The following is a 26,483-nucleotide window of genomic DNA, read 5'->3' as shown; positions in this document are numbered from 1 at the left end:
GCATTAGTTTACAGCATCACGCCGCAAAGGATACCGCTGCATCATCCATAACAGCAAGAGTAGACCAGGCAGCGCGGCCAAAGTTGTGAGAGAAAAGAACGCCGCCCAGCTCATCTGGTCGGCGACCCAGCCGCCGCCAGAGGAGAGGACCTGCCTGCCGATGGCCATAAATGAAGAAAGCAGCGCGTATTGGGTGGCGGTGTAGGCGACATTACACAGTGACGATAGATAGGCCACAAATGCCGCCGTGCCCAATCCTCCCGCCAGGTTCTCCACCGCAATGGCGGCGGTCAGGGCGGTCAGGTCGCGCCCAGTCCAGGCCAAAATGACAAACATCAGGTTGGAGACCATCTGCAGCACGCCACACACCAGCAATGCGCGCATGATGCCCAAGCGATTGACCACCACTCCACCCAACACGCCGCCAACGATGGTGGCGGCCAGGCCAAACGCTTTGCTGATATTGGCGATCTCAATCTTGGTAAAGCCCAACTCCACATAGAAGGGGTTGTTCATCACCCCGGCCAGGGCGTCGCCAAATTTGTAGAGTAGAATGAATAAGAGAATCGGGATCGCGCCCTTTCGCGTTAGAAACTCGACAAACGGCGACCACACCGCCGCATACAGCCACGTGATCACCGCGCGGCTGCGCGGCCCCCAGTGGGCGCGTTTTTCCAACAGGGCGCGACAGCGTTCATCCTGCTTGAGAGACTCGGGCGTGGACTCGGTGGCGGGCTCGGGATTGAGCAGCACGGTGAGCATGCCCACGCTGACCAATCCCGCCATGATCGCATAGGCCATAAACCAACCAGAAGCCGAAGCGATGTAGAGCGCGCCAGCGCCCGAGGCGAGCATGCCAATGCGATACCCCAGCACCACCATGGCCGCCCCGGCTCCCTGCTGGCGCTCCTCCAGCAGCTCCACCCGATAGGCGTCGATGACGATATCCTGGGTGGCGCTCCAGAACGCCACGCAGAGGGTGAACAGGGCGGTCAGTTGCGCATTTTCCGCCGGATGGGTGGAGCCCAGAGCCAGGATGCTGACCATCAGCGCCAGTTGACTGAACAGAGCCCAGCCGCGCCGCCGACCCAACAGGCGGCAGAACAGCGGAATGCGCAACCGGTCCACCAACGGCGCCCAGAGAAATTTCATGGTATAGGGCGTTCCGGCCAAGGCGAACAGACCGATGGCGGTCTTGCTCACCCCCGCCTCGGCCAGCCACAGCGTCAACGTGCCGAAGGTGAGCGCCAACGGCAGGCCGCTGGAGAATCCCAGAAAGAGGATGGCGATCACGCGCCGATGCGCGTAGACTTGCAGGGATTTGGTCCACGAACCGGGCAAGTTTTGGGAGATTTTGGCGATCATGCGCGACTCTTTTTGGCAGCAACGGAAACAGCGGCGCCAGTTGGCGTTGTCCTCATCGGGACGCACAGCACGCAAACCGCTTGCCGTTTTGACCCTCGCCGCGCTGGTTGGCCTGAGCGGCTGCGCGCCGCGCTTGCAGAACCCCGAGCCTGACGAGAAGGTGAACGTGCTCGTCGACCTGCTGGTGCTGCGTCCGGTAGGGGCGGTGGCCACGGTGGCCGGCACGGGCGCGTTCCTGGCCACCCTACCCATTGTGGAGAAGGAGAACGGCTATCTGAGCCATGCCCGCACAACCGGCCGCGAGTGGGTGGCCAAACCGGCGGCCTTCACCTTCTCCCGCCCGCTTGGGCAGATCCCCGCCGGGGACAGCAAGCAGGATATCACCCCCTACGAACATGGCGTGATTCAGCGCTAACGTTCTCTCCCCGTGCAACAGGAAAAGCGATGTCCCTTAAGGCCAGGCTTGCATCAAAAAAACGTGAACTCTTGGCAATGTTTGGCTCGCTCGCGGCCATTTTCGTCTGCGGCAGCCTCCTCACCGCTACACATCAGGGCATATTTTTCTATTTGATGCTGTTCTTTGGCTACACAGAACTTCTGGCTGGCGCTGCGCTGATGGCGCCTGATTGGATCTATACCAGTGGGAGTCTCTTAGCCGCCGAACGCGGTCTGGGCTCACCCTCAGTAAGCTGGAAGAAAATCTTCATCTTCACTGCATTGTTCGCATGCGCCTGGTTTGTCATCCACTCTCTTCGCTAAACAACGCCGTTTTCCCCGCCTCTCCCGGGATCTCCCGCACCAGCTTGGGGACCAGATAGCCCGGCAGACGCGCCCGCAGCGCCTCCATCAGCGCCAGCGCCCGTTCGTCACTCACGGCGAAGTGCGCCGCCCCCGCCACCGGGTCCAACTGGTGCAGATAATACGGCAGCACGCCACGCTCCATCAGCGCCTCGCTGAGTTCAGCCAACGTCTCTGCGTCATCGTTCACCCCCGCCAGCAGCACCGACTGATTGAGCAGCGTGATCCCGGCCTCGCGACACCGACGCAACGCCGCAGCGCTGGCCGCATCCAGTTCGCGGGCATGGTTGGCGTGGATCACCAGCACGGTTTGACGCCCCGATGCGGCCATGGCGGCGACCAATCCCGCATCCACCCGCGCCGGGTCGGCCACGGGAACCCGGCTGTGGATGCGCACCCGCCGCACATGGGCGATTCGGCCCAATTGCGCCATCAATTCGCCCAACGGCGCCGCCTCCAGCATCAGCGGATCACCGCCAGAGAGTATGATCTCTGCCAGAGAGGCATCCTCGGCGATCTCCGCCAACGCGGGCGCCCAGCTCTGCGGCCCGCGCAGCCGCTCGGCGGCGGGCTGATGACGCCGAAAACAGTAGCGACAGTGAATCGGGCACGCGCGCCCCGCCAGCAGCAGCGCGCGCCCGGCGTATTTTTGAATCAAACCCGGCGCGCGGGTCGCCTCGGCCTCCGCCAGCGGATCGGCGGTGAAGCCCGGCGCCGCATCCAGTTCCCGCGCATCGGGCCACACCTGGGCGCGCAGCGGATCATGGGGATCGTCCCAGTTGATGCGAGCGGCAAAAGCGTCACTCACCCGCACCGGAAAGGCGCGATGAGCGGCCTGCTCATCCGGTTTCAAACAGGAGACGGCAAAGCGTGGCGGGTTGGCGTTCATGGCCGCAGCATACGCGCGATTGAACCCGCTGAAAACCCGATGCCGGAATTCGGTGATTTCCCTGCCCCGCCTGTGCTAGTATGCCGGGTTCTCTGTTTTGCCCATATTCCGGTACACAAGGTGACTTTTTATGGCCATGCTCTCGCACAACCAGCTCAAACAGGGCACCAAGGTGCTCATCGACGACCTGCCCTGGATTATCGTCAAAGCCGATTTCGTCAAGCCCGGCAAAGGTCAGGCCTTCACCAAGATCAAAATCAAGAACCTGATGGATGGCCGCGTCATCGACCGCACCTTCAAGTCCAGCGACACCGTGGCCAAGGCCGAGGTGATGGACAAGGAGATGCAGTACCTCTACAACGATGGCGAACACTACCACTTCATGGATCCCGACACCTACGAGCAGGTCGCCCTCTCCGACACCCAGGTGGAAGAGGTCAAGGATTGGCTCAAGGAGCAGGAGACCTATGAGGTGACCATGTGGGAAGGTCAGGCCATCAACGTGATGCCCCCCTCGCACATGATCCTCACCATCACCGAGTGTGAGCCCGGCATCAAGGGCGACACCGTCTCCGGCGCCACCAAGCCCGCTACCCTGGAGACCGGCAAAGTGGTCAAAGTGCCCCTGTTCGTGGAAGAGGGCGAGCGCATCCGCGTGGACACCCGCACCGGCGAATATATGGAGCGCGCCAAGGAGTAAACCGACGTTGGGGAAGCTCTTTCATCTTACGTATTGGAGATAAAAGAGACTGGGGCTTCGCCCTGGACCCGCGAGGGCCTGCCGGATTTATTCGATTCGGCTTCGCCTGTGGCCGCCAGGAGGGACGCCCTCCTGGACCTCGTTCAGTTTTCCCGCGTGCTGGCGCGACGTCGTTGCGCCAGCACGACTCCTCTCCTCGACTTGCGCTATGTCCGACTCCGCCCCCTGGCGCCCCACCGCATCCATTCACGCCCTGCGCGTGCGCGCAGCCGTATTGACGCAGATCCGCGCCTTCTTCGCTGAGCGCGCCGTGCTGGAGGTGGAGACCCCCGCCCTGCTGCAACACATCGCCCCGGAGTCCCACATTGAACCCGTCGCCTGCGCCGCCCCCTCCTCCGGCTGGCTGCGCAGCTCCCCGGAAGCGTGCCACAAACGTCTGCTGGCCGCTGGCTACGGCCCCCTCTATGAGATCGCCCGGGTGTTCCGCGCTGGCGAGTCCGGCGCCCGCCACAACCCCGAATTCACCCTGCTGGAGTGGTATCGCCCCGGCTGGTCGCTGGATCAATTGATGCAGGAGAGCGTGACCCTCACGGCGCAGATTCTCCAATGCCCGGCGGACTCCGCCAGCCGTTTCACTTATCAACGCGCATTCCTCAAGTCCGGCTGCCCCGACCCGCTCAACGCCAGTACAGAGGAGATGCGCGCCGTCTGTGCAGCGCGCCGCCTCCCCCTGCCCGATGAGACCGACCGCGAATGGCTGCTGGACTACCTGCAAACGGAGATCATGGAGCCGTGGCTGGCGCAGCAGGGCGGATTGATCCTGATCACCCACTTCCCGCCGCAACGGGCGGCTATGGCGAAAATCGATCCCGGCCCGCCCGCCACCGCATTGCGCTTTGAACTCTATGTGGATGGGGTCGAATTGGCCAACGGCTACCAGGAACTCACCGACGCCGCCGAGCAGCGCGCGCGCCTGGAGGCGGCCAACCAGACCCGCATCACCCAGAAACTCGCCCCGCTGCCCATCGACGAAAATTTTCTCGCCGCGCTGGAGGCGGGCATGCCCGAGTGCGCCGGGGTGGCGCTGGGGCTGGATCGCCTGCTGATGCGCAAATTGCACGCAGAGCGCATCGACCAGACCCTCGCCTTCCCGTATGATCGCACCTGACCCTGTTCACACTGACCGCCTTCAGGAGAGTCCGCATGGTTCTGCTGCACACGCCGCCCGGTGAACTGGGCGCCCCCGCCGCCGTTTTCACTCTGCCCGGCGTCGATGGACGCGATCACTCTCTGGGCGACTACGCCGCCTCGCGCGCCCTGCTGGTGATGTTCCTTTGCAACCACTGCCCCTATGTCATCGCCATTCAGCAGCGCCTGATCGCCCTGGCCAATGAGATGATTCCTCAGGGCGCGGCCATTGTGGCCATCAACAGTAACGATGCGGTGGGCTATCCCGACGATAATTTCGCCAGCATGCAGCGCGTTGCGCGGGAGCTGAACTATCCGTTCGACTATCTGTTTGATTAGAGCCAACAGGTCGCCAAGGCGTATGGCGCGGTGTGCACGCCGGACTTCTTTCTGTTCGATGGCGCGCGCCAGCTGGTCTATCGCGGGCGCCTGGACGACGCCCCGCGCGAGCCGCAGAATGTGACATCCCAGGAGCTGCGCGCGGCCATACAGGCGGTGTTGGCGGGCAAGCCTGTGGCAATCCAACAGAACGCCTCCATGGGCTGCAGCATCAAATGGAAGCCCGGCAACGAACCGGAGTGAAAACTTGCCAAGCCAATGAGCGCATGTTACTCAATTCGGCTCAGTATTTTTGAATCTCCCCAATCCAAGCGAAGACTGGCCCGCAAAGCGATACTACTCGTTCAGGGCACAGAGTCAAAACCAATGCAGGTCCAGGAGGATCATCCTCCTGGCGGGTCCAGGGCGGAGCCCTCGTGGGTCCAGGGCAAAGCCCTGGTCGGGTCTGGGCTGAAAGCCCAGCCTCTTTCATCGCCCCACGTTTTGCTCTCCACACCCACCCCTAAACACAGGAGCCAGAAGATGACCATGCGCACCCGTTTCGCCCCCTCTCCCACCGGTTTTCTGCACATCGGCGGCGCCCGCACGGCGCTGTTTGGCCACTTGCAGGCGCGTCGGGTGGGCGGAACCACCGTGCTGCGCATTGAGGACACCGACCGCGACCGCTCCAGCCAGGAGGTGGTGGACGCCATCCTTGAGGGGATGCACTGGTTGGGCCTGGACCCGGATGAAGGCCCCTTCTACCAAGCCGACCACGCCCAGCGCCATCACGATCTGGCGATTCAACTGCTCGAATCGGGTCATGCCTACAAGTGCACTTGCACCAAAGAGGAGCTGGACGAAATGCGCGAAGGTCAACGCGCGCGCAAGGAGAAGCCGCGCTACGACGGACGCTGCCGCCACAAGACGGAAGAGCCCGGCGACAAGCCCTATGTGGTCCGCTTCAAGAACCCCGAACAGGGCGACGTGGTGTGGGAGGATATGATCCAGGGGACTATCCGCATCGGCAACAAGGAGCTGGACGACCTGATTCTGCTGCGCTCCGACGGCTCCCCCACCTACAACCTGGCGGTGGTGGCCGACGACCACGATATGGGCATCACCCATGTGATTCGCGGCGAAGACCACATCAGCAACACTCCGCGTCAGATCAACCTGTTCAAAGCGCTGGGCTGGGACGTGCCGGTCTACGCCCACATGCCGCTGCTGCATGGGACCGACGGCGCCAAGCTCTCCAAGCGCCACGGCGCGGTGTCGGTGCTGCAATACCGTGAGGACGGCTATCTGCCCGAGGCGGTGAACAACTATCTGGTGCGTCTGGGCTGGTCCCATGGCGAGCAGGAGGTGTTCACCACGCAAGAGATGGAGAGCCTGTTCGACCTGACCCGTGTGGGACGCTCCGCAGCGATCTTCAACACCGAAAAGCTGGTGTGGCTCAACAGTCAGCACATGAAGGCCGCCACACCGGCGCGTCTGGCGCCGGAGCTGATCTGGCAACTGGCGCGCCTGGGGGTGGAGAGTCCCGATCCGGCGTTTGTGGAAGCGATCATCCCGGAGATGCAGGAGCGCACCAAGACCCTCAAAGAGATGGCTCAGATGGCGCTGTTCTACTTCCGCGCCCCCACCGAGTACCTGGAGAAGTCGGTCAAGAAGCATCTCAAGGAAGCGGTGCTGGCGCCGGTGAGCGATCTGGTTGCGCGTCTGGAGGGGCTGTCGGAATGGACCGAAGAGAGCATCGAAGGGGCTGTGAAAGCAGTGGTGAACGAGTCCGGGCAGAAGTATCCGAAAATCGCCCAGCCCATTCGCGTCTTCATCACCGGCTCGGACATCGCGCCGGGGGTGGCGGAGATTCTCAAGCAGTTGGGCCGCGAGGAGAGCATGGCGCGTCTGCAGCGCGGTCTGGAATTTTTCCGCACGCAAGTGGAATCCGTCTAGACCGCCCTTGCTTGGCGGATGCCATCAAAGCTGCTGGCGTCCGACCAATTCCGGCGATATAGTGGGCTTATCTACTGATATTTTCCGACGTTCTCTCTGACTAATAATAAGCGTGGACGCGGGGCTCGGGTCGGCCGACGCAACACCCACGAACCATCAGGACAGGAACATGGAACAGAAAAGCGTATTTCGGGTCGAAGAACAGAGCGATCAAACCATCATCCGCATTGCCGGACGCTTCAATGTGGAGAGTCTGCTGCAGGTCAACAAACTGCGGCCCCACGCAGACCCCAACCACAAGTACATCATCGACCTGTCCACCACCGAGTTCCTCGACTCATCCGGCATGGGCATGCTGCTGCGCCTGCGTGAGCACCTCAAAGGCGATCAGCACAACATGAGCATCATCAAACCCAAGCCGGACATCCGCAAACTGCTGGAAGTGGCGCAATTCGACAAGTTGTTCGATATTCAGTAAGGTTCGCTGCGTTGCCATAACGCGAACTGAAAGCATACAAAAGGAAAAGGCCGAGCGATGAATTGCTCGGCCTTTTAACCCAGGACGCGATTGCGGGCCTGGACGTCGCTTGTAAGGAGACTTAACCACTCCTTCGACCAGACCCGACTTTTGAGTGGGTATACAATTTTTAGCACAACCCACCGCCCGGATCCAACCTCATTTTCCGCCTCTTGCACAAATTGCCCTCTCTGCGCCGATCTCAAACGCGAGACCATCCTCAGCCTGCCACACCACGCCATCAAATTCGCTCTGACAGGCGCGCGCGCTGGCGTCATCATCCATGGGCTGGGCGTAGAAATGACTGAGCAGAAGCGCCTTGACCTGCGCCTGAGCAGCCAACCGACCACACTCCTGGGCGCTCAGATGGCCCGGGATCTTCTCGCTGGTCAGCGATGAACAATCAAGAATCGCCAGATCCGCCTGTGCGCACAGCGCCAGCAGCCCCTCGCTCCAATCGGCATCGCCGGAATAGACCAGCGCGCGCTGCCCCACCTGCACCCGATAGCCCAAACTGGGCAGCGATGCGCTATGTCGCGTCGGGGCGCTGATGAGAGTCGCACGCCCCACTTCCCAGACCTCCGGAGCGGTTTGCACGCTCACCGCAAAGCGTCCAGGCGGTTTGGCGACGCCCCACACCACCTGCGCGAAAAACTCTTCGATCCCTTGCGGTCCATACACCCGCAGCGGTTTGTCCCGCTGCACGGTAGGCATGCGCAGGGCGTGAAACAGGGTGATCAACTCCCCCACATGATCCGGATGCAGATGGGTGATGAGGATGATATCCAGATCAGCGATGGGCAGCCCCAAACCCGCCATGCGGGTCAGCGTACCGGAACCGCAATCCAGCAGAATGCGCGACCCATCATCCAGCTCGAGCCAATACCCCGACAGCGCCCGCTCCGGGGTGGGCGCGCCCGCGCCGCTGCCCAGCACATAACCGCGCATGGAAGCGGCTCAATCCAGCGCGTCAGGATTGGGCCAGAGCCAGGCGGCGCCGCGCACGCCGCTGGAGTCGCCATACTTGGCCTGACGCAACTGGGTGCGCACAGGATGCCGTGAGTGTACATAGGCGTCCCACTGTGCGGGCACGTTGTTGTACAGCCGCTGAATATTGGAGACGCCGCCGCCCAGCACAATGACATGGGGGTCGATGATATTGATCACCGCGCCCAGAGCGCGCGCCATACGGTTCTCGTAGCGGGTCAGCACCGCGTCCGCCGTCACGTCGCCCGCCTCGGCCAGCTTGGCGATCTCACCGCCATGGAGGCGCGTTCCGCTGGCGCGCTCATAGTCATCACACAGGCCTGTGCCGGAGAGATAACTCTCCACACAGCCGTGTTTGCCACAATAGCACTCAGGTCCCGGGCGCTCGTCATCGGTCATGCGCGGCAGGTGATTGTGCCCCCACTCCCCGGCGATGCCGTTGGCGCCCCGTAATAACTGGCCATTGACCACCACACCGCTACCGCAGCCGGTGCCGACGATCACGCCGAACACAATAGGCGCGCCCGCAGCGGCGCCATCCATGGCCTCGGAGAGCGCAAAGCAATCGGCATCATTGGCCATACGCACGTCGCGCCCGAGGATGCGTTTCAAGTCCGGCAACAGAGGCCGATCCACCAGCGCCACCGAGTTGGAGACGTTGAGCTGCTGGCCATCGGGGTGCACCGCGCCCGGCGCGCCCACGCCGACAGGCAGTTTGCGCTGCGCAATTCCCGCCGCCGTCTCCGCGCGGCTCACCACCTCCGCCAACGCCGCCAGCGTGCCCGCATAATCGCCTTTGGGGGTGGCGATGCGCTCACGGGCAAGAATCTCGCCCTGCTCGTTCATCACCACCGCTTCAATCTTGGTGCCGCCCAGATCCACCCCAATGCGCATGCCATCATCCCTTCTAATGCGACAAATTCAGTTTTGACTCGACCCGCCGCGACCATCCTGTGCGCTACGCAACCGTTTGATAAAGGTTGGAACGAACCCCAGCGTCGCCAGCAGCGCCAAGGCCGCCAAACTCTGCTGCAACAGCGCATCGCCGCCGCTCAGCGCCTGCTGGCCCACATGCCCCACGTAACTATAAACAAAGCACCCTGGGGCCATAAACACAAACGAGGCCAGCACATAGACGCTGGCGCGCACCGGCGTCAGGCCCAAAGCATAGTTGAGAAGATTGAACGGAAACAATGGAACCAATCGCACGAAGGCGATAAAGCGCCACCCCTCCGCCGCCACCCCGTCCAACAGCTTACGGCTCCAGCCCTGCGCCCGCTGCGCCGCCCAGTCGGCGGCCAGATAGCGCGCGATGAGAAACGCCGCCGTGGCGCCGATGGTGGCGCCGGTCAAATTATACAGCGGGCCCAGATAGGGGCCGAACAGCGCGCCGCCCGCCAGCGTCAGCGCCAATCCCGGCGCAAACGCCAGCGTGCCCACAGCATAGATCAGAATAAATGCTACGGGCGCCCACCAGCCAAATTGCGCCACCCACATCTGCAGCGCCGCCATATCCCACACATCGCCATAGCGCCACATGAGCCCGGCCACGAGCAGCGCAAAAACGATCACAAGCCACCGTTTGATTGGCTTCATCTCCCCATATCTCCCGGATTTATCCTTGTCACATTGGCGCGTTCGCGTTACAGCATCAGCACTGTCCGGCAAAAGTCCGGCCGATCTTTCTGTGGCGAAGCCTTCATGAGTGATTCCGAAAACAGCCCCGACGCAGCGGATAGCGATCTGCTGCCCGCCCCTGCGGAGACCTCCCATCAGTGGGTTGCGCCGCACATCGCGCCCACCTTGGTTGATGGCGCCCCGCACTACCGCCGCGACCAAATTGAGACGCTGCGCTCGCGCAAAGCGTGGAAGGTGCGCCAGCGCCGTATTCTGTCGGAAACCGAACCGCGCCGCATCGTGGAAAAAGAGAATGGTCGCCAGCAGGAGCTCTACAGCGCCGACCAGACACTCTCCGAAGAGGCGTACCTGCACCACCATCGCGACGCCATGGCGCAACGCTGTGACGAGTGGAACGCCTCCTGGACACAACTCCTGTCGGAGCTGCAGCAGTGGCGCGACGGCCTCACCGACGCGCGCCCGGCTGAGGTGGAGTTCGACCTGCTGGAGTTGATCCGTCAACGCGGCGAACGCCTGGACGCCCGCGCCAGCCTGGTCTCCCCCGCGCAGAAGCTGGAGCTGCCTCTGCAGGAGACTAGCGACGAGCCCTGGCTAGAGGCGCTGATCCACTACCGTGATCGCCGCGACGCCGCCCTGCGCGAAGAGCTGGACGCGCCCGACGAAACGCTGTTCGACGAGGTGGTCGGCGCGCTGCGCCACGCCGAGAGCGATCACCCCGACCCGCTGCACATCACCCCCTACTGGGAGTACTACGGGCGCTTTCACAAACGCTATGATGCGCGCCTATTCGAACGCGACATCTCCAACGCCACCCGTATCCGCGATTTTCACGTTCTGTTCGATGCGCGCCATATGTCGCGCCGCTTCACCCTCTATCTGGGCCCCACCAACTCCGGCAAGACCTACCAGGCGTTGCAACGGCTCAAACAGGCCGAAAGCGGCTTCTATCTGGCGCCGTTGCGTCTGCTCGCCCTTGAAGTCTCCGACACCCTCAACGAGTGGGGCGTTCCCTGCCACATGATCACCGGCGAGGAGCGCATCTACGTGGAGGGCGCCAAACACACCGCCAGCACCATCGAGATGCTGGCGCTGGACCGCCGCGTGGGCCACTGCGTCATCGACGAAGCGCAGATGCTGGGCGACGCCGACCGCGGCTGGGCCTGGACCCAGGCGATTCTGGGCGTGCAGGCCGACGAAGTGAGCGTCATCGCCGCCCCTGAGGCGCGCCCGGTGCTGGAGAAGTTGCTAGAACTGACCGGCGACCCTTACGAAGTGGTGGAAACCGAACGCCTCACCCCGCTCAAGCCCATCACCAAACCCATCAGCCATCTGGAGGAGTTGGAGCCGGGCACCGCCATCGTCGCCTTCTCCCGCGCCGGCGTGCTGCGTCTCAAAGGCGACATCGAGCGCCATACACAAAAGCCCTGCGCCGCCCTCTACGGCGCGCTGCCGCCGGAGGTGCGCCGCGAACAGGCGCGCCGTTTCGCCTCGGGTGAAGCGCCCTATCTGGCCGCCACCGACGCCATCGGCATGGGACTGAACCTGCCCATCCGCACGCTGCTGTTTGCCCAGGATCACAAGACCATCAACCGGCAGGAGTACGCCCTCACCCCCACCGAAGTGCGGCAGATCGCCGGACGCGCCGGGCGCTACGGCAAAAACGAAGTGGGCTTTGTGGGAACCTACAAAATCCCCAGCCACCTGATTCGTCGCGCCCTGGCCTCACAACCGGATCGCGTGCGCCGCGCCCACCTGGCGCCCAACCTGGACCACCTGCTGGCCATCGCCGACTTCAACGATCAGCGCAAGCCGCAACTGGCGCGTCTGTTCACTCTGTTCGCCCGCTCGGTCAAACCCGACCCGCAGATCTACAAAATGTCCGATCTGGAGGATCAGATCACCCTGGCGCGTATGGCGGACCGCTATAAGCGGCTGGATCTGCCCACCCGCTTCATGCTCTCGGCTGCGCCGGTGCCCCTGCGCGCCTCCAGCGTGGTCAACGCCTTCGAACGCATGGTGGAGGCGGTGGCCGATGGCGAGCCGCTCTCCATCGACGAGGCGATGCCCGGCCCGCGCTTCCAGGAACGGCAGAAGCTGATGGGGTTTGAGGATGCGGTCAAAATCGTCAACCTCTACTGCTGGCTGCACTTCCGCCTGCCAGAGTTGTTCCCCGACCGCGAGATCGCCGAAGCGCGACGCATGCAGCTCAATCAGGAGATCAACCGCCTACTCAGCCGCGAACGACGCGCACCCAGTTGCGCCCGCTGCGATGCGCCCTTACCGCCGCACCATCCCTACCCCATCTGCGACGCCTGCCACAGTCAACGCCGTCGCGGTCCCTCGCCCTACCGCAAAGGACGCGGCGGAGATCGCAAGCGCGGCGGACGCGCCAAGCCCCGCGGCTAGCGCCTCAAAAAGGGTGGGCGCGTCTTGGCAACTGTGGCATAGTGTGCCGAATGTGGGGATATTGAATAATTTTTTTTCCACAACTTGTTTACTCAACAATCGCTTCGCAGAGCGCGCGTCCCCGCCGGACCGCCCTTGCCGTCAGGTGAATCCCGTGAATGATAAATCCTTTCCCAGCGACGTTGACCACGACGATGATGACGAAGCGCCGACCCAAATGGCGCCGTTGAAAAACTCTCCCGCCGCCCAATCCAAGACCAGCGGGTCAGAGTTGAAGTTGGCGCCGGTAGAGGAGACGCCAAGCAGCGGCTCCGGGCTCAAATTGGCCCCTGTGGACGATGACGAAGACGCCACCGTCATGGCGCCCACTCCCCCTGCCGCCCCCGCACATGATGAGGACGATGACGAAGACGCCACCGTCATGGCGCCCACTCCCCCTGCCGCCCCCGCACATGATGAGGACGATGACGAAGACGCCACCGTCATGGCGCCCACGCCGCCTCCGGCGACGCCAGCGCACGACGACGATGATGAAGACGCCACCGTCATGGGCGCGCCGCCGCCGGTAACCAAGCCCACGCCAACCTCAACCCCCGTCGCCACAGACAGCGGCAGTGTGCTGCAAACGCAGCAGCCGACACAATCGACGGAAGAGACCGGCTCGACAACCCGCAAGAAGAAGAAAACCAACCCCGACGCGCTGCCCGAAGGGCATATGCTGTTCAACAATCTCTACAAAGTGGAGAAAGTGCTCGGCCAGGGCGGCTTTGGACTCACCTATAAGGCTTACGACACGCAGTTGGACACCCATGTGGCGATTAAGGAGTATCTGCCCACGCAGATCGCCCATCGCCAATCGGACCTCTCCATTCACGCCCGCTCCGATGAACAGGAAGAGATGTTCATCCAGGGACGTCAGCGATTCTTGGACGAAGCCCGCACTCTGGCCAAATTCAAACACAGCAGCCTGGTGCGCGTTGTCACCTTCTTCGAAGATAACAACACCGCCTATATGGCGATGGAGTTCGAGGCGGGAGAACCGCTCTCGGCTCTGCTCAAAGCCAAGCGCACGCTGAACGAAAAAGAGATGCTCGACATCATGCTCCCGCTCATCCAGGGGGTGCAGGTGTTGCACAACGAAGGCTATATCCACCGCGACATCAAGCCAGACAATATCTTCATCCGCTCCAAGGACGGCACCCCCGTGCTGCTGGACTTCGGTTCCGCGCGTCGGCAGGAGGGCAATGCAGACGGCTCCATGACCGCCATGCTCACTCCCAGCTATGCGCCCATGGAGCAGTACTTCGAAGAGGCCGCCCGCCAGGGCCCATGGACCGATATCTACTCTCTGGGCGCGGTGATGTACCGCTGCATCAGCGGCCGCAAACCCATCGGCGCGCCACAGCGCAGCAACGCCATCATGCGCAATGCGCCCGACCCGCTCAATCCTGCGGTGTCGGTGGGTGAAGGACACTACTCTGAAGCGATGCTCAAGGCGGTTGACCTGGCCTTGCGGGTCATCGAAACCGAGCGTCCGCAATCCATCCCCGAGTGGATGAACGCCGTTTCCGCAGAGAAGGGCGCCAACGATTTTGCCCAAGAGGTGCTGGCAGGCGAGGAAGGCGCACAGGACAAGAAGACAAAAGCGATCATCTTTGGCCTCGCCGCCGCTGTGGTGCTGGCGCTGGGACTGGCCATTTTCGTCGCCTCAGAATCCTCCAAAGGGCCGCGCAAACTGACCCAGGCGGAGATTTTTGCTCAGCAGTTCAAAGAGCTTGAAGACAAAGCCAACCAGGGCGATATCACCTCCATGTACGATCTGGGCATGCGCTACGCCGAAGGTCGCGGAGCGCGCGTCAACCAGAGCAAAGCCGTTGATTGGTTTACGCGCGCCGCCGAAGCGGGGCACGCTCAAGCGCAATCCAAACTGGGCGCCGCCTACCAGAACGGTACAGGCGCGCCGCAGGACTCCAATCTGGCCATCCAGTGGTATATGAAGGCGGCTGAGCAGGGTCAGCCGGAGGCGCAGTATCAATATGCGCTGGCCCTGGCCACCGGCGCTGGGATAGAGCAAGACCAGAATAAATCATTGGATTGGATGGAAAAAGCGGCGGAAAACGGCGTTCCGCAGGCACAGTTGGCGCTGGCTCAGGCCTATCACAAAGGCCAAGGGCGCCCACAAGATATGCGGAACGCCTTCCAGTGGTATCTGCGCGCCGCTGAGCAAAATGTGGCTGACGCCATGTACGCCATCGCGGAATTCTATGAAAAAGGCTTGGGCACAGAGCCTGATATGAATAAAGCCGAGCACTTCCTGCGTCAATCCGCAGAGTTGGGCTCCCTGGATGCACAGATCCGTCTGGCGCACATTCTGATAGAAGCTAATGGCCTGAATGAGGGCGAAAGACGGCGTGAAGCGGTCAAATGGTTCCGTAGCGCCGCCAGTCAGGGGGATATCGAATCGCAATTCCAACTAGCCCGCGCCATGGACTTGGGGCTTGGCACCCGGCCTGACATCACTGGCGCGCTCAACAACTACACCAAGGCCGCTGAGCAAGGCCACTTGAAATCACAATTGATTCTGGCCACAACGTACCTCACCGGCAAAGGCGTGCCGCGCGATACCCGCGAGGCGTTCAAATGGTTCAAAAAAGCCGCGGAGCAAGGCAGTTCTGTGGCGCAGAACCGCATGGGCATCAGCCGTTTGCAAGGCATTGGCGCGCCTAAAGATCTTCCCGAAGCGTTCCGCTGGTTCAGTATGGCGGCCGAACAAGGCGAGCGCGAGGCGCAGGTGAATCTCGCCACCCTGTATGAAAAGGGGATGGGCGTTATCAAAGACATGGAAAAGGCCGTCTATTGGTATCGTAAGGCTGCCGAACAGGGCGACGCCAGAGCACAAGGCACATTGGGTTGGCTCTACGAAGAGGGCAAAGGCGTGCAGCGGGACATTGGCGAAGCGGCCAAATGGTACTCGCTGGCGGCTGAGCAGGGCGACCATAATGCACAGAAGAACTTAGGCTGGATGTATGAAACCGGACGCGGGGTGAAGAAGGATCCCGTGCAAGCCTACTTGTGGTACGCCATTGCCGGCGCCTATGGCGATAAAGAGGCGCAACGCAATCTGGCGCTGCTCATGCGCACCATGAGCAATAAACAGAAGCTGGAAGGCGACCTGCTGGCCAAGCAGTGGGTCTCCAAACAGCAACAGCGCGCCGCCGCAGAAAAGACGAGCCCGTAGCGCTCCGCCTGCCCCTTTTTGAGCAAAAAAAACGCCGGAGATATTTCTCCGGCGTTTTTTTTACTACTGCAACCACTTTTCAATTGTGGCGGCTTCAATATCCCGCCACCTCCACGCGATCAGACAACTGTTCGCGCTGCTTACGCACAATGTGCTGATAGAGCTGCTCTTGGAACTGCGTCGTCTGCACCAGGATCATGGAGGCCACACGCATGCGGTGGCTGGAGTCTGGCCCCTTGATCATCACCACTTTGCCATAACAACGATGCTGCCGCCACTCGCGTCCATCGGGGTTGAGCTTGAGCAGCATCTCCACATACATGCCTTTGTGCAGCTCATGTTTGCGCGTACGAAAGGCGACCCCATTGGCGGAAAGATTGACCGGATAGGTGATCAATTCGCTCAGGCTATCATCTTCAGGGCTGGGGTAATCCTCATTGACGCTCCCCAGCTCCTCCAGATCATTACTGAACTGCTGCAACTTGGCCCCCAGCAACATCTCTTTGGGGTCCAACAGCTCCATGCCTTTGGCAATCTCTTTTTCAATCCGCTTCTTGAGCGCAATGCCCTCTTCAACGGCTTTCTTATCGGCTGCCGGATTACGCCGAAGCACAGACTGCTTGTTTTGCGCTTCCAATTGACGACGGAGAATTTGGAAAATCTGGGTCGGGCGATTACACGGCACGCCCAGTTTGGCGAATTCACGCAGCACATTGCCCAAATGATTGAGCAGACGCATATGCAACGCCACTTCATCGGCCAAGTTGGCGCGCTGGAAGCGCGCTTTAAGCTGGTGACAGAACCATTCGGTATTTTTATCGGCCTTCGGGTGCGCCTTGCGCACTGTGGTGCGCAATTCGGAGATCATCTCCAGCGCTGACAGATAGTCGCGTTCAATGCGCGAAGGCAGGATCTCGCGGGTAGCGGAGAGGTGATCCCCCGCCTCATCCAACTCCTGCTGGGTCACCACCCGCCACAGGAAAGGGATCTCATCATTCACGCGGAACGCCTGTCGACGGTTAGCGCCGTCATCGTCGATGGGTTTGGGCGGCGGCGGTGGCGGCGGCGGCACATAGGCTGCAGGCGCCGCCTGTTTCACTTCCTCCACCTCGTCGACCACCTCTTCAACCAGCTCCTCTTCCGGTTCCTCGGCCTGCAGCTGCGGTTTCCGGTTGTAGTTCGGATGCTGCTCGTACAGACATGTCACCCCATTGAGCCCATTCTCTCCCAGCTGAATCTGCGCCACCCGCGCATAGGTGCGCAGCAGCACCGGGGCGTCAGGAAACAGCGCCGCCTGAAGTTCAATCAAGTCCCCCACCGCCAGCCCACACTGTTTATCCCAGAAGATCAGGCCATCGACAGTGAGCACCGCATCCTGGGGCAAGCGATGCAGCGTTGCTTGCGGCGGCTTTGGATAGGCGAGTTCAAGAAGTTTATCGAGTTTATGTTCGAGCAGGCTGAAACTATCCAGGCGGGTCTGCTTGCGCGTGGCTCGATCGGTGGGCTTGGGCGCAGGCGCTGTCTCACTCAGGGCGCGACGCACTTCGCGCGCAAGCCCAACACGGGTGAAGTCCAGTCGCCCATCCTGTTTCATCTGTTGGGCGCGGGCTTCCAGCAAATAGGGCGTGATACGCCGCCACCAGACCGGCTGGTCTTTACTGATATTCAGCGTAGGGCGGGCATTGGGGCCGGACGCTCCGGGGTGCGTTTTGGGCGGTGGCGCCATAATGGTCCTCTCCCGAACGCCTTAGCGGCCTCGTTTGGCGCGCAACTGTTCTGACTGGCGTTTGAAAATGTGCTGGATAATGCGCTCCCGATCGCTGCCGAGGATCGGATCGAATTTCAGCGCCACGCGGGTCATGCCATCGCGTTCGCCAGGGATGATATTCATCACCCGCGCATAACAGTCGATGGTGGCCATGGCCTCTTCCGACAACGCCAAGCGCAACTCGAGGATATCGCCAATCTCGATGGCGGGCGCCTTCTCCCAAAAGGCCATGCCGCCGCCGCTGAGATTGACCTGAGTGAGGGTGAGCGCCTGCTCCTCTTCGGCGGGGTGAAACAGCTTGATCAGCAGATTCAGTTTCATATCCAAGCGGCTGAGAATGAGAGCGAGTGTCGGATCCTCACGCTCCATCTTGCGCAGCTTATCCGTGATATCCATGGCGCTGAGAATCTCATTCACGCCGCTGGATTTACTCGGGAATACACGATTTTTCTCGTAGTACTCGGCGATCTTGGTGAACTCCTGCTCATCCAGACGACGCCATCCCATAGGCAACATATCGTCGATGCGCACGAATTCCCGTTGTTGATTCTTCTGCGACGCGGCGCTGTTCTCTGCCATGATTCCGTATCTTCCCACGCGCCTGGGCGCGCTGTTTATCTGTGGCGAAACCTCTGACCACACGCAACTTGCTTCAATTTCGCAAGAGATGACGGTTCTTATAAGATTATAAGGACAAGCGCGTCGCTTCGCCAGTCTGCGTCAGTGAAAAATTATGCCAGATGGGGCGGCGCAGCAGATGATCCGGGCTGCGCCGTGTGCAGATGAGAGGTTACTCGACCGGTTTGATGATCTCCACCATGGCGTTATCCATGGCGCGCGGCAGAGTTTGTGTGGAGAGTTGAATCTCGACACGGTTGTTACGCTGACGCCCGGCGCTGCTGTTGTTGTCGGCCACAGGATGAAACTCGCCCAGACCGCGCGCCTGCAGACGACGGGGATCGATGCCTTGTTCGGCTAAGAAACGGGTCACCGCAGCGGCGCGCGCCATGGAGAGCGCCCAGTTGGTGGGATAGGCGCCGCCGGGCGGAGGCGTGTTGTCGGTATGCCCCACCACGCGAATCAGATTACCGCCGCCATTGGCGTCGCCCGCCAACGTGCTGGCGATCTGGCGCAGCAGATCCTGGAAGTTCTGCCGGATGGTCAGACCATCGGCTTCGAACATGGCTTCGCCTTTAAACTGGATAGAGAAACCCGTGTTGTCCTCCACCGTCTCAGCGTCGCCCATATCCACGTTTTCACGCATCATGAAGCTCGCCACCTGCTCGCGCAGTTTCACCAGCACGATCGGTTGCTTGTACATGGGCGCAATCAGGTTGGGGCTGTTAGGCGAGACATTGCGCTGTTCAAGCTTCTGCACGCCAAACGCAGTGGTCAGCGAGCCTTTGGCTTTTTCAAATTTGACGATATCCAACTGCGCAAACGACAACAGCAACACAAAGAAGGTGAGCAGCAGCGACATCAGGTCGCCAAAGGTCACCATCCAACCCGGCGCGCCCTTCTTACACTTGGGACATTTTTTCTTCTCGGCCATGCCCTGTGCTCCCGATCAACCCGGCGTGTTGGGGTTGTAGGCGTCGCGCGGCTGTTCGACCAGCGGCTCAAGATTATCATTCATGCGGGTGGGCATGGGCTCTTTGGATATCAGGATATCCAGCCGACGATTGGCCAGACGCCCCACCGCTGTGGCGTTATCGTCAATGGGTTTCTCCTGCCCCATGGCGCGGGTCTCAAAACGCAAGGGGTCCATCTGCGCCTGCAAGGTCAGGTAAGCCGCCACCGAGGCCGCCTGAGCGCCGGAAAGCGCCCAGTTATCCACATAGGCGCCGCCAGCCGGTCGGCTATCGTCGGTATGCCCGGTGATATAGATTTTATTGCGCTTGGTGTCTTCGTCGTCGTTAAGCGTCTCACCCAATTGGAACAACACCGCGTCGGCGGCGGGCAGGAGTTGCGCCGAGCCCCGATGGAACAGGGCGTCTGCCGACAACCGCACCAGCACCCCCTCATCGGTCTTGCCGATGCCTGCATTGCCATCTTGGATCATCCCTTCAAGCAGGCGATCCAAGCGCTCCACCAACTTCACCAATACGATTTCATTGTGAAAGTTGGGCGCAATAAACGTTTGACTGGTGGGATTGGAGTTAACCACCGTGGTCTGCTGCACTCCAAAGGCGTTTTGAATCGCCCCGGCCACTTTCTCAAACTTAACGATCTCCATCTGCGCAAAGGAGAGCAACAGCACGAAGAAGGTGAGCAGCAGCGACATGAGATCGCCAAAGGTCACCATCCAGCCGGGCGCGCCTTTCTTACACTTGGGACATTTCTTGCCCATCGCCGTGTCGCCTTTCCGCGCGCTTCAGACTTATTCGCCGTCACGCATGCTGGGCGGCAGCGCGGCTTTGAGGGCCTCTTGCAGCATCCGCGGGTTGACCCCTTTCTGGATGCCGATCATGCCGTCGATGATAATTTGGCGGGTCATCTGCTCATCTTTACTGTACATGTCCAGTTTCACCGCGATGGGAATGGCGATCACGTTGGCGAAAATGGAGCCATACAGCGTGGTGAGCAGCGCCACGGCCATGGCCGGACCGATGGAGGATGGGTCGTCCATGGTGGCGAGCATCTGCACCAGACCGATCAGGGTGCCGATCATACCGAAGGCCGGGGCGGTTTCGCCGATGCCTTCCCAGATGGCGATGCCTTTGGCGTGGCGATCGGCCAGATACTCCAGGTCCTTGTTGAGCACCCCTTCGAGGAATTCCGGATCGGCGCCGTCCACACAGTGGTTCACCGCGCCCTGCAGGAAGGGGTCGTCGGACTTGACCTTCTCCAGCGCCAGGATGCCATCCTTACGCGCGATGTTGGCCATGTCGATCAACTGACCGATCACCTGGTCGGGATTCTCCTGCTTGACCAGGAACGCCTTCATCATGATGCCGACGGAGCCGAACACGTCGCTCATCTTGTGTTTGATGAACATGGCGGCAATGGTGCCGCCGATCACGATCAGCAGACTCGGCACGTTGATGAACATGCCCAGTTCCCCACCCAGCATGATCGCCATCAGGATCAGGCCGAATCCCAAAACGATGCCTATTACGGTTGCCAGATCCATCTTTATGCACCCTTTTCAATGTGCCGCTGACGATTGCGATGGCGCCGTCATGGCGCTGACGGTTATAGATGCCGCGCCATTCAGTGAGCAATAATCAGACCAACCTTTTACCATTCAGCGATCACGACTCAAAAAGCTTGGCGATCTTTTCACGTGTCGGGGCCGTCACCACCCCCTTCTCTGTCACCAACGCAGTCACCAACTCAGCTGGCGTGACATCGAACGCCGGATTGCGCACTTTCACCTTCAGCGCCGCTGTACGCTGACCACGGAAGTGCGTCACCTCTTCGGCATCACGCTCCTCAATGGGGATGTGCGCGCCATCAGGGCAATTGCGGTCGATGGTGGAGAGTGGACCGGCCACAAAGAACGGAATATTATGACGCTTGGCCAACACCGCCAGAGTATAGGTGCCAATTTTATTGGCCACATCGCCGTTGGCGGCCACGCGGTCGGTGCCCACCACCACCGCATCCACTTCGCCCCGGCTCATCAGATGCCCGGCCATGTTGTCGGTCACCAGGGTGGTGTCCACATTATCTTCAATCAACTCCCACGCGGTGAGACGCGCGCCCTGTAGATAAGGTCGGGTCTCATTGGCGATTACTTGAATGTTTTGACCCGCCTCCACCGCCGCGCGGATGACGCCCAGCGCCGTGCCATAGCCGCCCGTGGCCAACGCGCCGGCGTTGCAATGAGTCATCACCACCGTGGGACGATCGGGGAATTGCGGCAGTTGCGCCGCACCGTTGCGTCCCATGGTTTTGCAGGAGTCGATATCCTCATCACGAATGGCGTGGGCCTCCGCCAGCAGCTTGGCGGGCAAATCATCACCCGGCTGCGCAGCGTCAACCACACCCCACATACGATCGATGGCCCACATCAGGTTGACCGCCGTAGGGCGGCACTCCCGCAGGATTTTGATCCCCGGCTCCAGCGCCGCGCGCCAATCGCTCGGGTTTCCATCGGCAGCCAAACGTTTGGCTTCCACAGCAAAACCGTATGCGGCTGCGCAACCAATTGCCGGTGCGCCGCGCACCACCATATCGCGGATGCCATCAGCCACCGCAGCGGCGCTCTCGTACTCCAGATAGACCTCCTGGTCGGGCAACAGGCGTTGGTCCATCATGCGCACGCGGCCATCGTGCCAAACTGCGGTGTCAAAAATGCTCATATCGCGTTTCCCTGCCTTTGGATTGGGTGGCGTCTGGTGATTTGCGCGCAACGCTTGCGGTCGCCCATGCGTCGTCGCGGGGGGTAACTTTACTATAGCTCTGTCGTGGGCGAAACCGTCCGGGGCATTAATCCCGCCGCGCAGTCACCACCGCCCAGTCTCCATAATACGCGATCGGCTCCACCGTCAGCCCGCACTGCTCACACGCGTAAGACAGAGCGTCAGCCTGTTCACGCAACATCCCCGAGAGGATCAAGTAACCGCCCGGCGCCACGCACGCCGCCAACGGCGCCGCCCCGTTATCGTCGGTTTGCAACATCGCCAGCAGCGGCTCGGCAAGAATATTGGCGAACACCAGATCATACGCCTCGCCTGTTGGCGGCGTGTCCCCCAACTGCGCCGTGTAACTCTCCGCCACGCCGTTAAGCTCGGCATTGCGCGCGCTGGTCTCCACTGCAACAGGGTCAAGATCGACCCCAAGCGCCGACTGAGCGCCCAGCTTCAGCGCAGAGATCGCCAGTATGCCGGAGCCCACCCCCATATCCAATACGCGCCCCAGCCCCTTCTCTTGCGCCAGCAGGTCGACGCGCTGTAGACAGCCTGCCGTGGTCTCGTGCCCGCCACTGCCAAACGCCATCTCTGGATCAATCAGCACCACCTGACGCTGGCCTGCGCCATCCATGGGTAGCCAGGTGGGTTGGATCAGAAGCGAAACGCCGATTTCAATTGGCTGGAAGTGCTCCTTCCAAGCATTTTGCCAATCCTGTTCAACCAACTGCTCCCATTGCATCGCTGGCAACACATCGGCGCCAGCTGAGGCAAGACGCACTGACAGGCCAGCTTCCAGGGCGGCGCGGTTAGCCGCATCATCAAAATATCCACTCACACGACACTGGGCGAATGTCGGCTGTCCATGCAGAGCAGGCTCATCGCCGATATCCACGACAGAGACCCCGGCGGAGCCCGCCTCCTCCATCCAATCCGACACCACGCTCTCCCATTGCGGGCCAGTCTCCACATGCAGCGTCCACATAATTCCCCCTTTTTTTCCACCCTGATCACTTTGCCGTTGACACCAGAGCGCCGCACAGCTATAACCTGAACGCCTTGGAGATGACATCCCAGTCCAACACGGATGAAGCAGGCGATTCTAAGCCAAAACGCCTTCAGTTTCCAAGCGTCTTGAAGGACGGAAAATTTGGTGCGCCCAGGTAGCTCAGTTGGTAGAGCAGCGGATTGAAAATCCGCGTGTCGGCAGTTCGACTCTGTCCCTGGGCACCAATTTGAAAACAAAAAAGCCACTCGCTAGAGTGGCTTTTTTTATGCCTGTTTTACCGCTCTGTCTGGCAACAGCATTGACGTCCGTCACCAGACATAAGCCCTGTTCAATACGTCATATTGCGCAGATAGAACTCATCCAAAAGCGTGAACAATTTCACGCGCATCGCATTGAATTTCACCATACTGAATTCCACGTCTGCGTGCTTGTCGGCGGCCAGGGCCATCTGCACGATCTCTTTGCCTTGATCGTGCACCTGCTTGTGCGCCACACCGATCTCTTGAAACAGCGAATCCGCTGCCCATTCCCCGGCGACCTCCAAATACCATTTGCCAAACGCGCAGCTGCGTTCATCTTCGATGACCTCTTCAGGCACCGCGTCATTGCCGCGAACAATATTGATCAACTGCTCCATCCACGCCAAATGGCTCTGCTTGACCGCGCCAATATCGAACAAGGGTTGCCCCACGCTAAACCCCTCCTCCGCACGCTTAAGGCTATCGGAAGCGGCTGCGGTGGCTTCCAACAACATACTGGCGCCGCCCACAATCCCATCGAGCTTGTAAGAGGAGACCATCAGGTCGATCATGGACTTCTGCACCTTTGCTGAGGCCAGGCTCACCTCACTGGCGAATTCGCGCACCTGCTGCAGCTTCTCCTTCACCTGTGAGCTCTCCTGCGCCACATCCTGCGCGCCTGCAGAGACCGTTGAAGCGGACGAAGCAATCTCCTGCGTGCCAACAGCCGCCTCGCTGGCTGCGCGCGCAACCTCCTGCGCGCCTGCAGCCATCTGTTCCGTATTGCGCGTCACCTCCTGGTTGGCCTGATCCACGGTCTTGATGGCTTGGGAGATCTCATCCACCCCTTCGGACTGCTCCGCGATCACCTGTAAAATGGCGTTATTTACGCTCCGCAGCGCTTTAATGGATTCGCCTACCTCATTGGTGGATTGCGCCGCATGGGTCGCATGATCCACAATTTGCGAAATATTGGCGTTAATCTAGGTGGTGGCCTCCGCCGTTTGACTGGCGAGCTCTTTCACTTCGTTGGCCACAACAGCAAAACCTTTGCCCGCCTCTCCGGCGCCAGCCGCTTCAATGGATGCGTTGAGCGCCAGCATGTTGGTTTGGTCTGCAATGCTCTTAATCAGTTTGACCACATTACCAATTTCCTGCGTAGAGACCGAGAGCTGCTGCATCACCTCAATGGTGGAATCCGCTTTTACAACGGCCTCTGTTGATGTCTCCTCTGCCTGCGCTACCTGTTTTTGCGCATCACGTGAGAGCGTCTGCATCGCCTCCACCGCGGAAACCACTGCATCGATGGACGCGCCGACCGAACTCAGATTCTGCGTGACCTGATCGATATTCGCATTCATCTCCTCTGCGGCAGAGGCCATGGTATTGACATTTTGGCTGGCCTGTTCAGCAGCGGCGGCGATGGAGTGGACATTATTGGCCAAATCGCCAGAGATCTGATCAAGCCGAATCACATTCTCGCTCTGCTCAGACAACTTCCCATCCAACATCATCACTTCGCCATCAATATAATCATTCTCTTTGATCACCTGTTCAGACATGGAATGGTTGGTTTGCGATGCATCCACCATGATCCGGTTCAGACGGTTTTGCTCAGAGATAATGGCGTCTAAGGTCTTGGCTTGCAGAGAAATGAGCCGAACATTGGCTTCCAGATTATCGCGCATGTGGTTGAGCAGATGTGCCAAACGGCCAATTTCGTCATTTTGACGCACATCAATCGTCTGTCCAAGATCGCCAGAGGAGAGGTGTTCGGCAAACTGACTGATCTTGCGTAATGATCGGGTAATGTTATGCGTGAAGACGACAGCAGTGAACAGGGACAATGCCGTGAGCGCGAGGGTCAGCGAAATATAGAGCGCCAAACCGGAGATGGCGCTGGCATGTAACTCGGCTGCACGCTCTATAAGATCAGCAGACAGCTCGTCTTCAATTTTTTTCAGAAGGTTAATCTTTTGCGTTATGGTCTTGAACCAATAGGTTGGCTCAATGCCAAAATTACCTGAGGACATCCTATCGAACGCCACGCCACGCATGCGCTCGACCTCATCCACAGCCTCTCCGGCTAACGTGCGATTAAACACGTCGAGATTCTTTGCAGAAGCCAACCCTTTAAACACGCGAAAATAGGTATCCTGCTGAGTGACCAGCGAACCAAATTTCCGCGCCATTCCGGGACCGAATTTATCCAGCGCGAAGGTGTTACTCAGCACAGCGCGCTCAATCCCAGCACGCTCCTTCCCCAGCAGAAAATTGACATAGCTGGCAGAGAGGTTGGCGAGTTCAGCGCCTTCGGAAAAATGGCCGACAAAGCCAACCGTATCCAGGAACGCGGCGTTCATCCGGGTATAGTAACCAATAGCCTCCGCCGCAACGATCTCCTGCGCGGAGACCCTTTGACGGATGCTGTTGACACCAGCCCATAGATTTTGCGCTTCGTTCAATTTATTCACAAAACCACCGCCCTGTTCGGACAGTTGCATGGAAGCGATATAGCTCTGTAGCTGCTGCGCACGATCACTGCTCAGTTTTCGTTGCTCAGGCAACTCTTTGGAGAATTTTTGCCCCTTACTCCCGAGGAAGCCCGCCGTCATCCCCCGCTCTTTTTGCGTCTCGTGCACCAGCGCGCTGATCAGCACCGAGAGTTCTGCCAGCTCCTCCATGCGCTGCATATTCTGACTGAGCTGCATCCGATCCAAAATTCCTGTCGCGGAAAAGCCAATCAAGCCCGCTAAGGAGAACACCAACATCAGCAAGAGCTTCGCACGCAAATTCAGGTTGTTGAGCAGATGCATTGGTCCCATCCCTTCTTTGAATATTGGCGCAGAGGATCAGACATCAGGTCAATATGGCCTGCGCCAAGCAAATGCCTGCGCATCAACTCACCCCCGACACAGTCACGGCGGCATGAGGCGAATACGCTAAGGGGAAAACAGAGAGGGGGGAAACCAGGGATCAATCTGTCATAAATAGGGGGTATTTACCAGCTCTGAAAGGAGCTCACACTTCGCTCCCAGAACAAACTTTGCTAAGGGATTATATCCAAATCCACCCCTGCAGGTCGGTGCCTTATCTCCGCGCCATTACCAAG

The 26,483-nt window shown here is 60.3% G+C and carries 24 protein-coding genes and 1 tRNA gene; 11 read left to right on the top strand and 14 right to left on the bottom strand.

What is annotated here, in order from left to right:
- Positions 1-3: 3 nt before the first annotated feature.
- Positions 4-1,365, bottom strand: coding sequence for an AmpG family muropeptide MFS transporter (locus MAIT1_RS18275; RefSeq protein WP_085445351.1), 1,362 nt, complete (start codon positions 1,363-1,365; stop codon positions 4-6).
- On the opposite strand from MAIT1_RS18275, the gene MAIT1_RS18270 reads away from it, so the two are divergent.
- The gene (locus MAIT1_RS18270; RefSeq protein WP_085445350.1) at positions 1,364-1,780 is read left to right on the top strand and encodes a hypothetical protein; all 417 of its coding nucleotides are present in this window, start codon (positions 1,364-1,366) and stop codon (positions 1,778-1,780) included. The genes MAIT1_RS18275 and MAIT1_RS18270 overlap by 2 nt on opposite strands.
- Positions 1,781-1,809: 29 nt before the next feature.
- Positions 1,810-2,124: a hypothetical protein gene (locus MAIT1_RS18265; protein ID WP_085445349.1), complete on the top strand. Its 315-nt coding sequence runs from the start codon at positions 1,810-1,812 to the stop codon at positions 2,122-2,124.
- On the opposite strand, the gene epmB is transcribed toward MAIT1_RS18265, so the two are convergent.
- Positions 2,105-3,052 (bottom strand): EF-P beta-lysylation protein EpmB, encoded by a 948-nt coding sequence (gene epmB, locus MAIT1_RS18260; RefSeq protein WP_085445348.1) that lies wholly within the window; start codon positions 3,050-3,052, stop codon positions 2,105-2,107. The two genes, MAIT1_RS18265 and epmB, sit on opposite strands and share 20 nt — an antisense overlap.
- Positions 3,053-3,182: 130 nt before the next feature.
- Here epmB and efp point away from each other — a divergent pair, with 130 nt between their 5' ends.
- The 6 genes from efp to MAIT1_RS18235 all read left to right on the top strand — a co-directional run bounded on the left by efp (position 3,183) and on the right by MAIT1_RS18235 (position 7,692).
- Positions 3,183-3,752 (top strand): elongation factor P, encoded by a 570-nt coding sequence (gene efp / locus MAIT1_RS18255; RefSeq protein ID WP_085445347.1) that lies wholly within the window; start codon positions 3,183-3,185, stop codon positions 3,750-3,752.
- A gap of 208 nt (positions 3,753-3,960) precedes the next feature.
- Positions 3,961-4,920 (top strand): EF-P lysine aminoacylase EpmA, encoded by a 960-nt coding sequence (gene epmA / locus MAIT1_RS18250; protein WP_085445346.1) that lies wholly within the window; start codon positions 3,961-3,963, stop codon positions 4,918-4,920.
- A gap of 35 nt (positions 4,921-4,955) precedes the next feature.
- A complete protein-coding gene (locus MAIT1_RS22090) occupies positions 4,956-5,279 on the top strand; it encodes a redoxin domain-containing protein (RefSeq protein WP_198947933.1) in 324 nt (107 codons plus the stop codon).
- 30 nt (positions 5,280-5,309) lie between these two features.
- Positions 5,310-5,522, top strand: a complete 213-nt coding sequence (locus MAIT1_RS22085) for a thioredoxin domain-containing protein (RefSeq protein ID WP_198947932.1) — start codon at positions 5,310-5,312, stop codon at positions 5,520-5,522.
- Positions 5,523-5,801: 279 nt separating this feature from the next.
- Complete coding sequence (gene gltX, locus MAIT1_RS18240; protein ID WP_085445345.1) at positions 5,802-7,214, top strand: glutamate--tRNA ligase; 1,413 nt, start codon at positions 5,802-5,804, stop codon at positions 7,212-7,214.
- Positions 7,215-7,383: 169 nt separating this feature from the next.
- Positions 7,384-7,692 (top strand): STAS domain-containing protein, encoded by a 309-nt coding sequence (locus MAIT1_RS18235; protein WP_085445344.1) that lies wholly within the window; start codon positions 7,384-7,386, stop codon positions 7,690-7,692.
- A 198-nt stretch (positions 7,693-7,890) separates the two neighbouring features.
- Here MAIT1_RS18235 and MAIT1_RS18230 read toward each other — a convergent pair whose 3' ends face one another.
- Genes MAIT1_RS18230 through MAIT1_RS18220 form a run of 3 tightly spaced genes read right to left on the bottom strand, consistent with a single transcriptional unit; the run spans position 7,891 to position 10,314 of the window.
- On the bottom strand, positions 7,891-8,679 hold the full coding sequence (locus tag MAIT1_RS18230) for an MBL fold metallo-hydrolase (protein ID WP_085445343.1): 789 nt from the start codon (positions 8,677-8,679) through the stop codon (positions 7,891-7,893).
- A gap of 9 nt (positions 8,680-8,688) precedes the next feature.
- Positions 8,689-9,612: an ROK family protein gene (locus MAIT1_RS18225; protein ID WP_085445342.1), complete on the bottom strand. Its 924-nt coding sequence runs from the start codon at positions 9,610-9,612 to the stop codon at positions 8,689-8,691.
- A 27-nt stretch (positions 9,613-9,639) separates the two neighbouring features.
- The gene (locus MAIT1_RS18220) at positions 9,640-10,314 is read right to left on the bottom strand and encodes a TVP38/TMEM64 family protein (protein ID WP_085445341.1); all 675 of its coding nucleotides are present in this window, start codon (positions 10,312-10,314) and stop codon (positions 9,640-9,642) included.
- Between the two features lie 105 nt (positions 10,315-10,419).
- Here MAIT1_RS18220 and MAIT1_RS18215 point away from each other — a divergent pair, with 105 nt between their 5' ends.
- Together MAIT1_RS18215 and MAIT1_RS18210 are read left to right on the top strand one after the other, a co-directional pair.
- Positions 10,420-12,762, top strand: a complete 2,343-nt coding sequence (locus MAIT1_RS18215) for an SUV3 domain-containing protein (protein WP_085445340.1) — start codon at positions 10,420-10,422, stop codon at positions 12,760-12,762.
- Positions 12,763-12,916: 154 nt separating this feature from the next.
- A complete protein-coding gene (locus MAIT1_RS18210) occupies positions 12,917-16,000 on the top strand; it encodes a serine/threonine-protein kinase (protein ID WP_158089605.1) in 3,084 nt (1,027 codons plus the stop codon).
- A gap of 94 nt (positions 16,001-16,094) precedes the next feature.
- On the opposite strand, the gene MAIT1_RS18205 is transcribed toward MAIT1_RS18210, so the two are convergent.
- The 7 genes from MAIT1_RS18205 to MAIT1_RS18175 form a co-directional block, all read right to left on the bottom strand.
- Positions 16,095-17,726 (bottom strand): PilZ domain-containing protein, encoded by a 1,632-nt coding sequence (locus MAIT1_RS18205; RefSeq protein WP_085445338.1) that lies wholly within the window; start codon positions 17,724-17,726, stop codon positions 16,095-16,097.
- A gap of 21 nt (positions 17,727-17,747) precedes the next feature.
- Entirely contained in the window at positions 17,748-18,347 is a 600-nt protein-coding gene (locus MAIT1_RS18200; protein ID WP_085445337.1) for a flagellar brake protein, read from the bottom strand.
- Between the two features lie 211 nt (positions 18,348-18,558).
- Positions 18,559-19,320 carry an OmpA/MotB family protein gene (locus tag MAIT1_RS18195; protein ID WP_085445336.1) on the bottom strand — a complete coding sequence of 254 codons (762 nt, stop codon included), beginning with the start codon at positions 19,318-19,320 and terminating at the stop codon, positions 18,559-18,561.
- Positions 19,321-19,335: 15 nt separating this feature from the next.
- Entirely contained in the window at positions 19,336-20,118 is a 783-nt protein-coding gene (locus tag MAIT1_RS18190) for an OmpA/MotB family protein (protein WP_085445335.1), read from the bottom strand.
- A 30-nt stretch (positions 20,119-20,148) separates the two neighbouring features.
- Positions 20,149-20,901, bottom strand: a complete 753-nt coding sequence (locus MAIT1_RS18185; protein ID WP_085445334.1) for a motility protein A — start codon at positions 20,899-20,901, stop codon at positions 20,149-20,151.
- 121 nt (positions 20,902-21,022) lie between these two features.
- Positions 21,023-22,075: an S-methyl-5-thioribose-1-phosphate isomerase gene (gene mtnA / locus MAIT1_RS18180; RefSeq protein WP_085445333.1), complete on the bottom strand. Its 1,053-nt coding sequence runs from the start codon at positions 22,073-22,075 to the stop codon at positions 21,023-21,025.
- Between the two features lie 127 nt (positions 22,076-22,202).
- Positions 22,203-23,108 (bottom strand): 50S ribosomal protein L11 methyltransferase, encoded by a 906-nt coding sequence (locus MAIT1_RS18175; protein WP_158089604.1) that lies wholly within the window; start codon positions 23,106-23,108, stop codon positions 22,203-22,205.
- Positions 23,109-23,280: 172 nt separating this feature from the next.
- Here MAIT1_RS18175 and MAIT1_RS18170 point away from each other — a divergent pair.
- Positions 23,281-23,356 (top strand) — tRNA-Phe (locus MAIT1_RS18170).
- 104 nt (positions 23,357-23,460) lie between these two features.
- On the opposite strand, the gene MAIT1_RS18165 is transcribed toward MAIT1_RS18170, so the two are convergent.
- Complete coding sequence (locus MAIT1_RS18165; protein WP_085445331.1) at positions 23,461-24,330, bottom strand: methyl-accepting chemotaxis protein; 870 nt, start codon at positions 24,328-24,330, stop codon at positions 23,461-23,463.
- Between the two features lie 24 nt (positions 24,331-24,354).
- Complete coding sequence (locus MAIT1_RS18160) at positions 24,355-26,187, bottom strand: methyl-accepting chemotaxis protein (protein ID WP_158089603.1); 1,833 nt, start codon at positions 26,185-26,187, stop codon at positions 24,355-24,357.
- Positions 26,188-26,483: the final 296 nt, after the last annotated feature.

This window comes from Magnetofaba australis IT-1, assembly GCF_002109495.1.
Taxonomy (GTDB): domain Bacteria; phylum Pseudomonadota; class Magnetococcia; order Magnetococcales; family Magnetococcaceae; genus Magnetofaba; species Magnetofaba australis.
The sequence above is the reverse complement of the archived record's forward strand: the minus strand, read 5'-3'. Positions and strand labels throughout refer to the sequence as shown.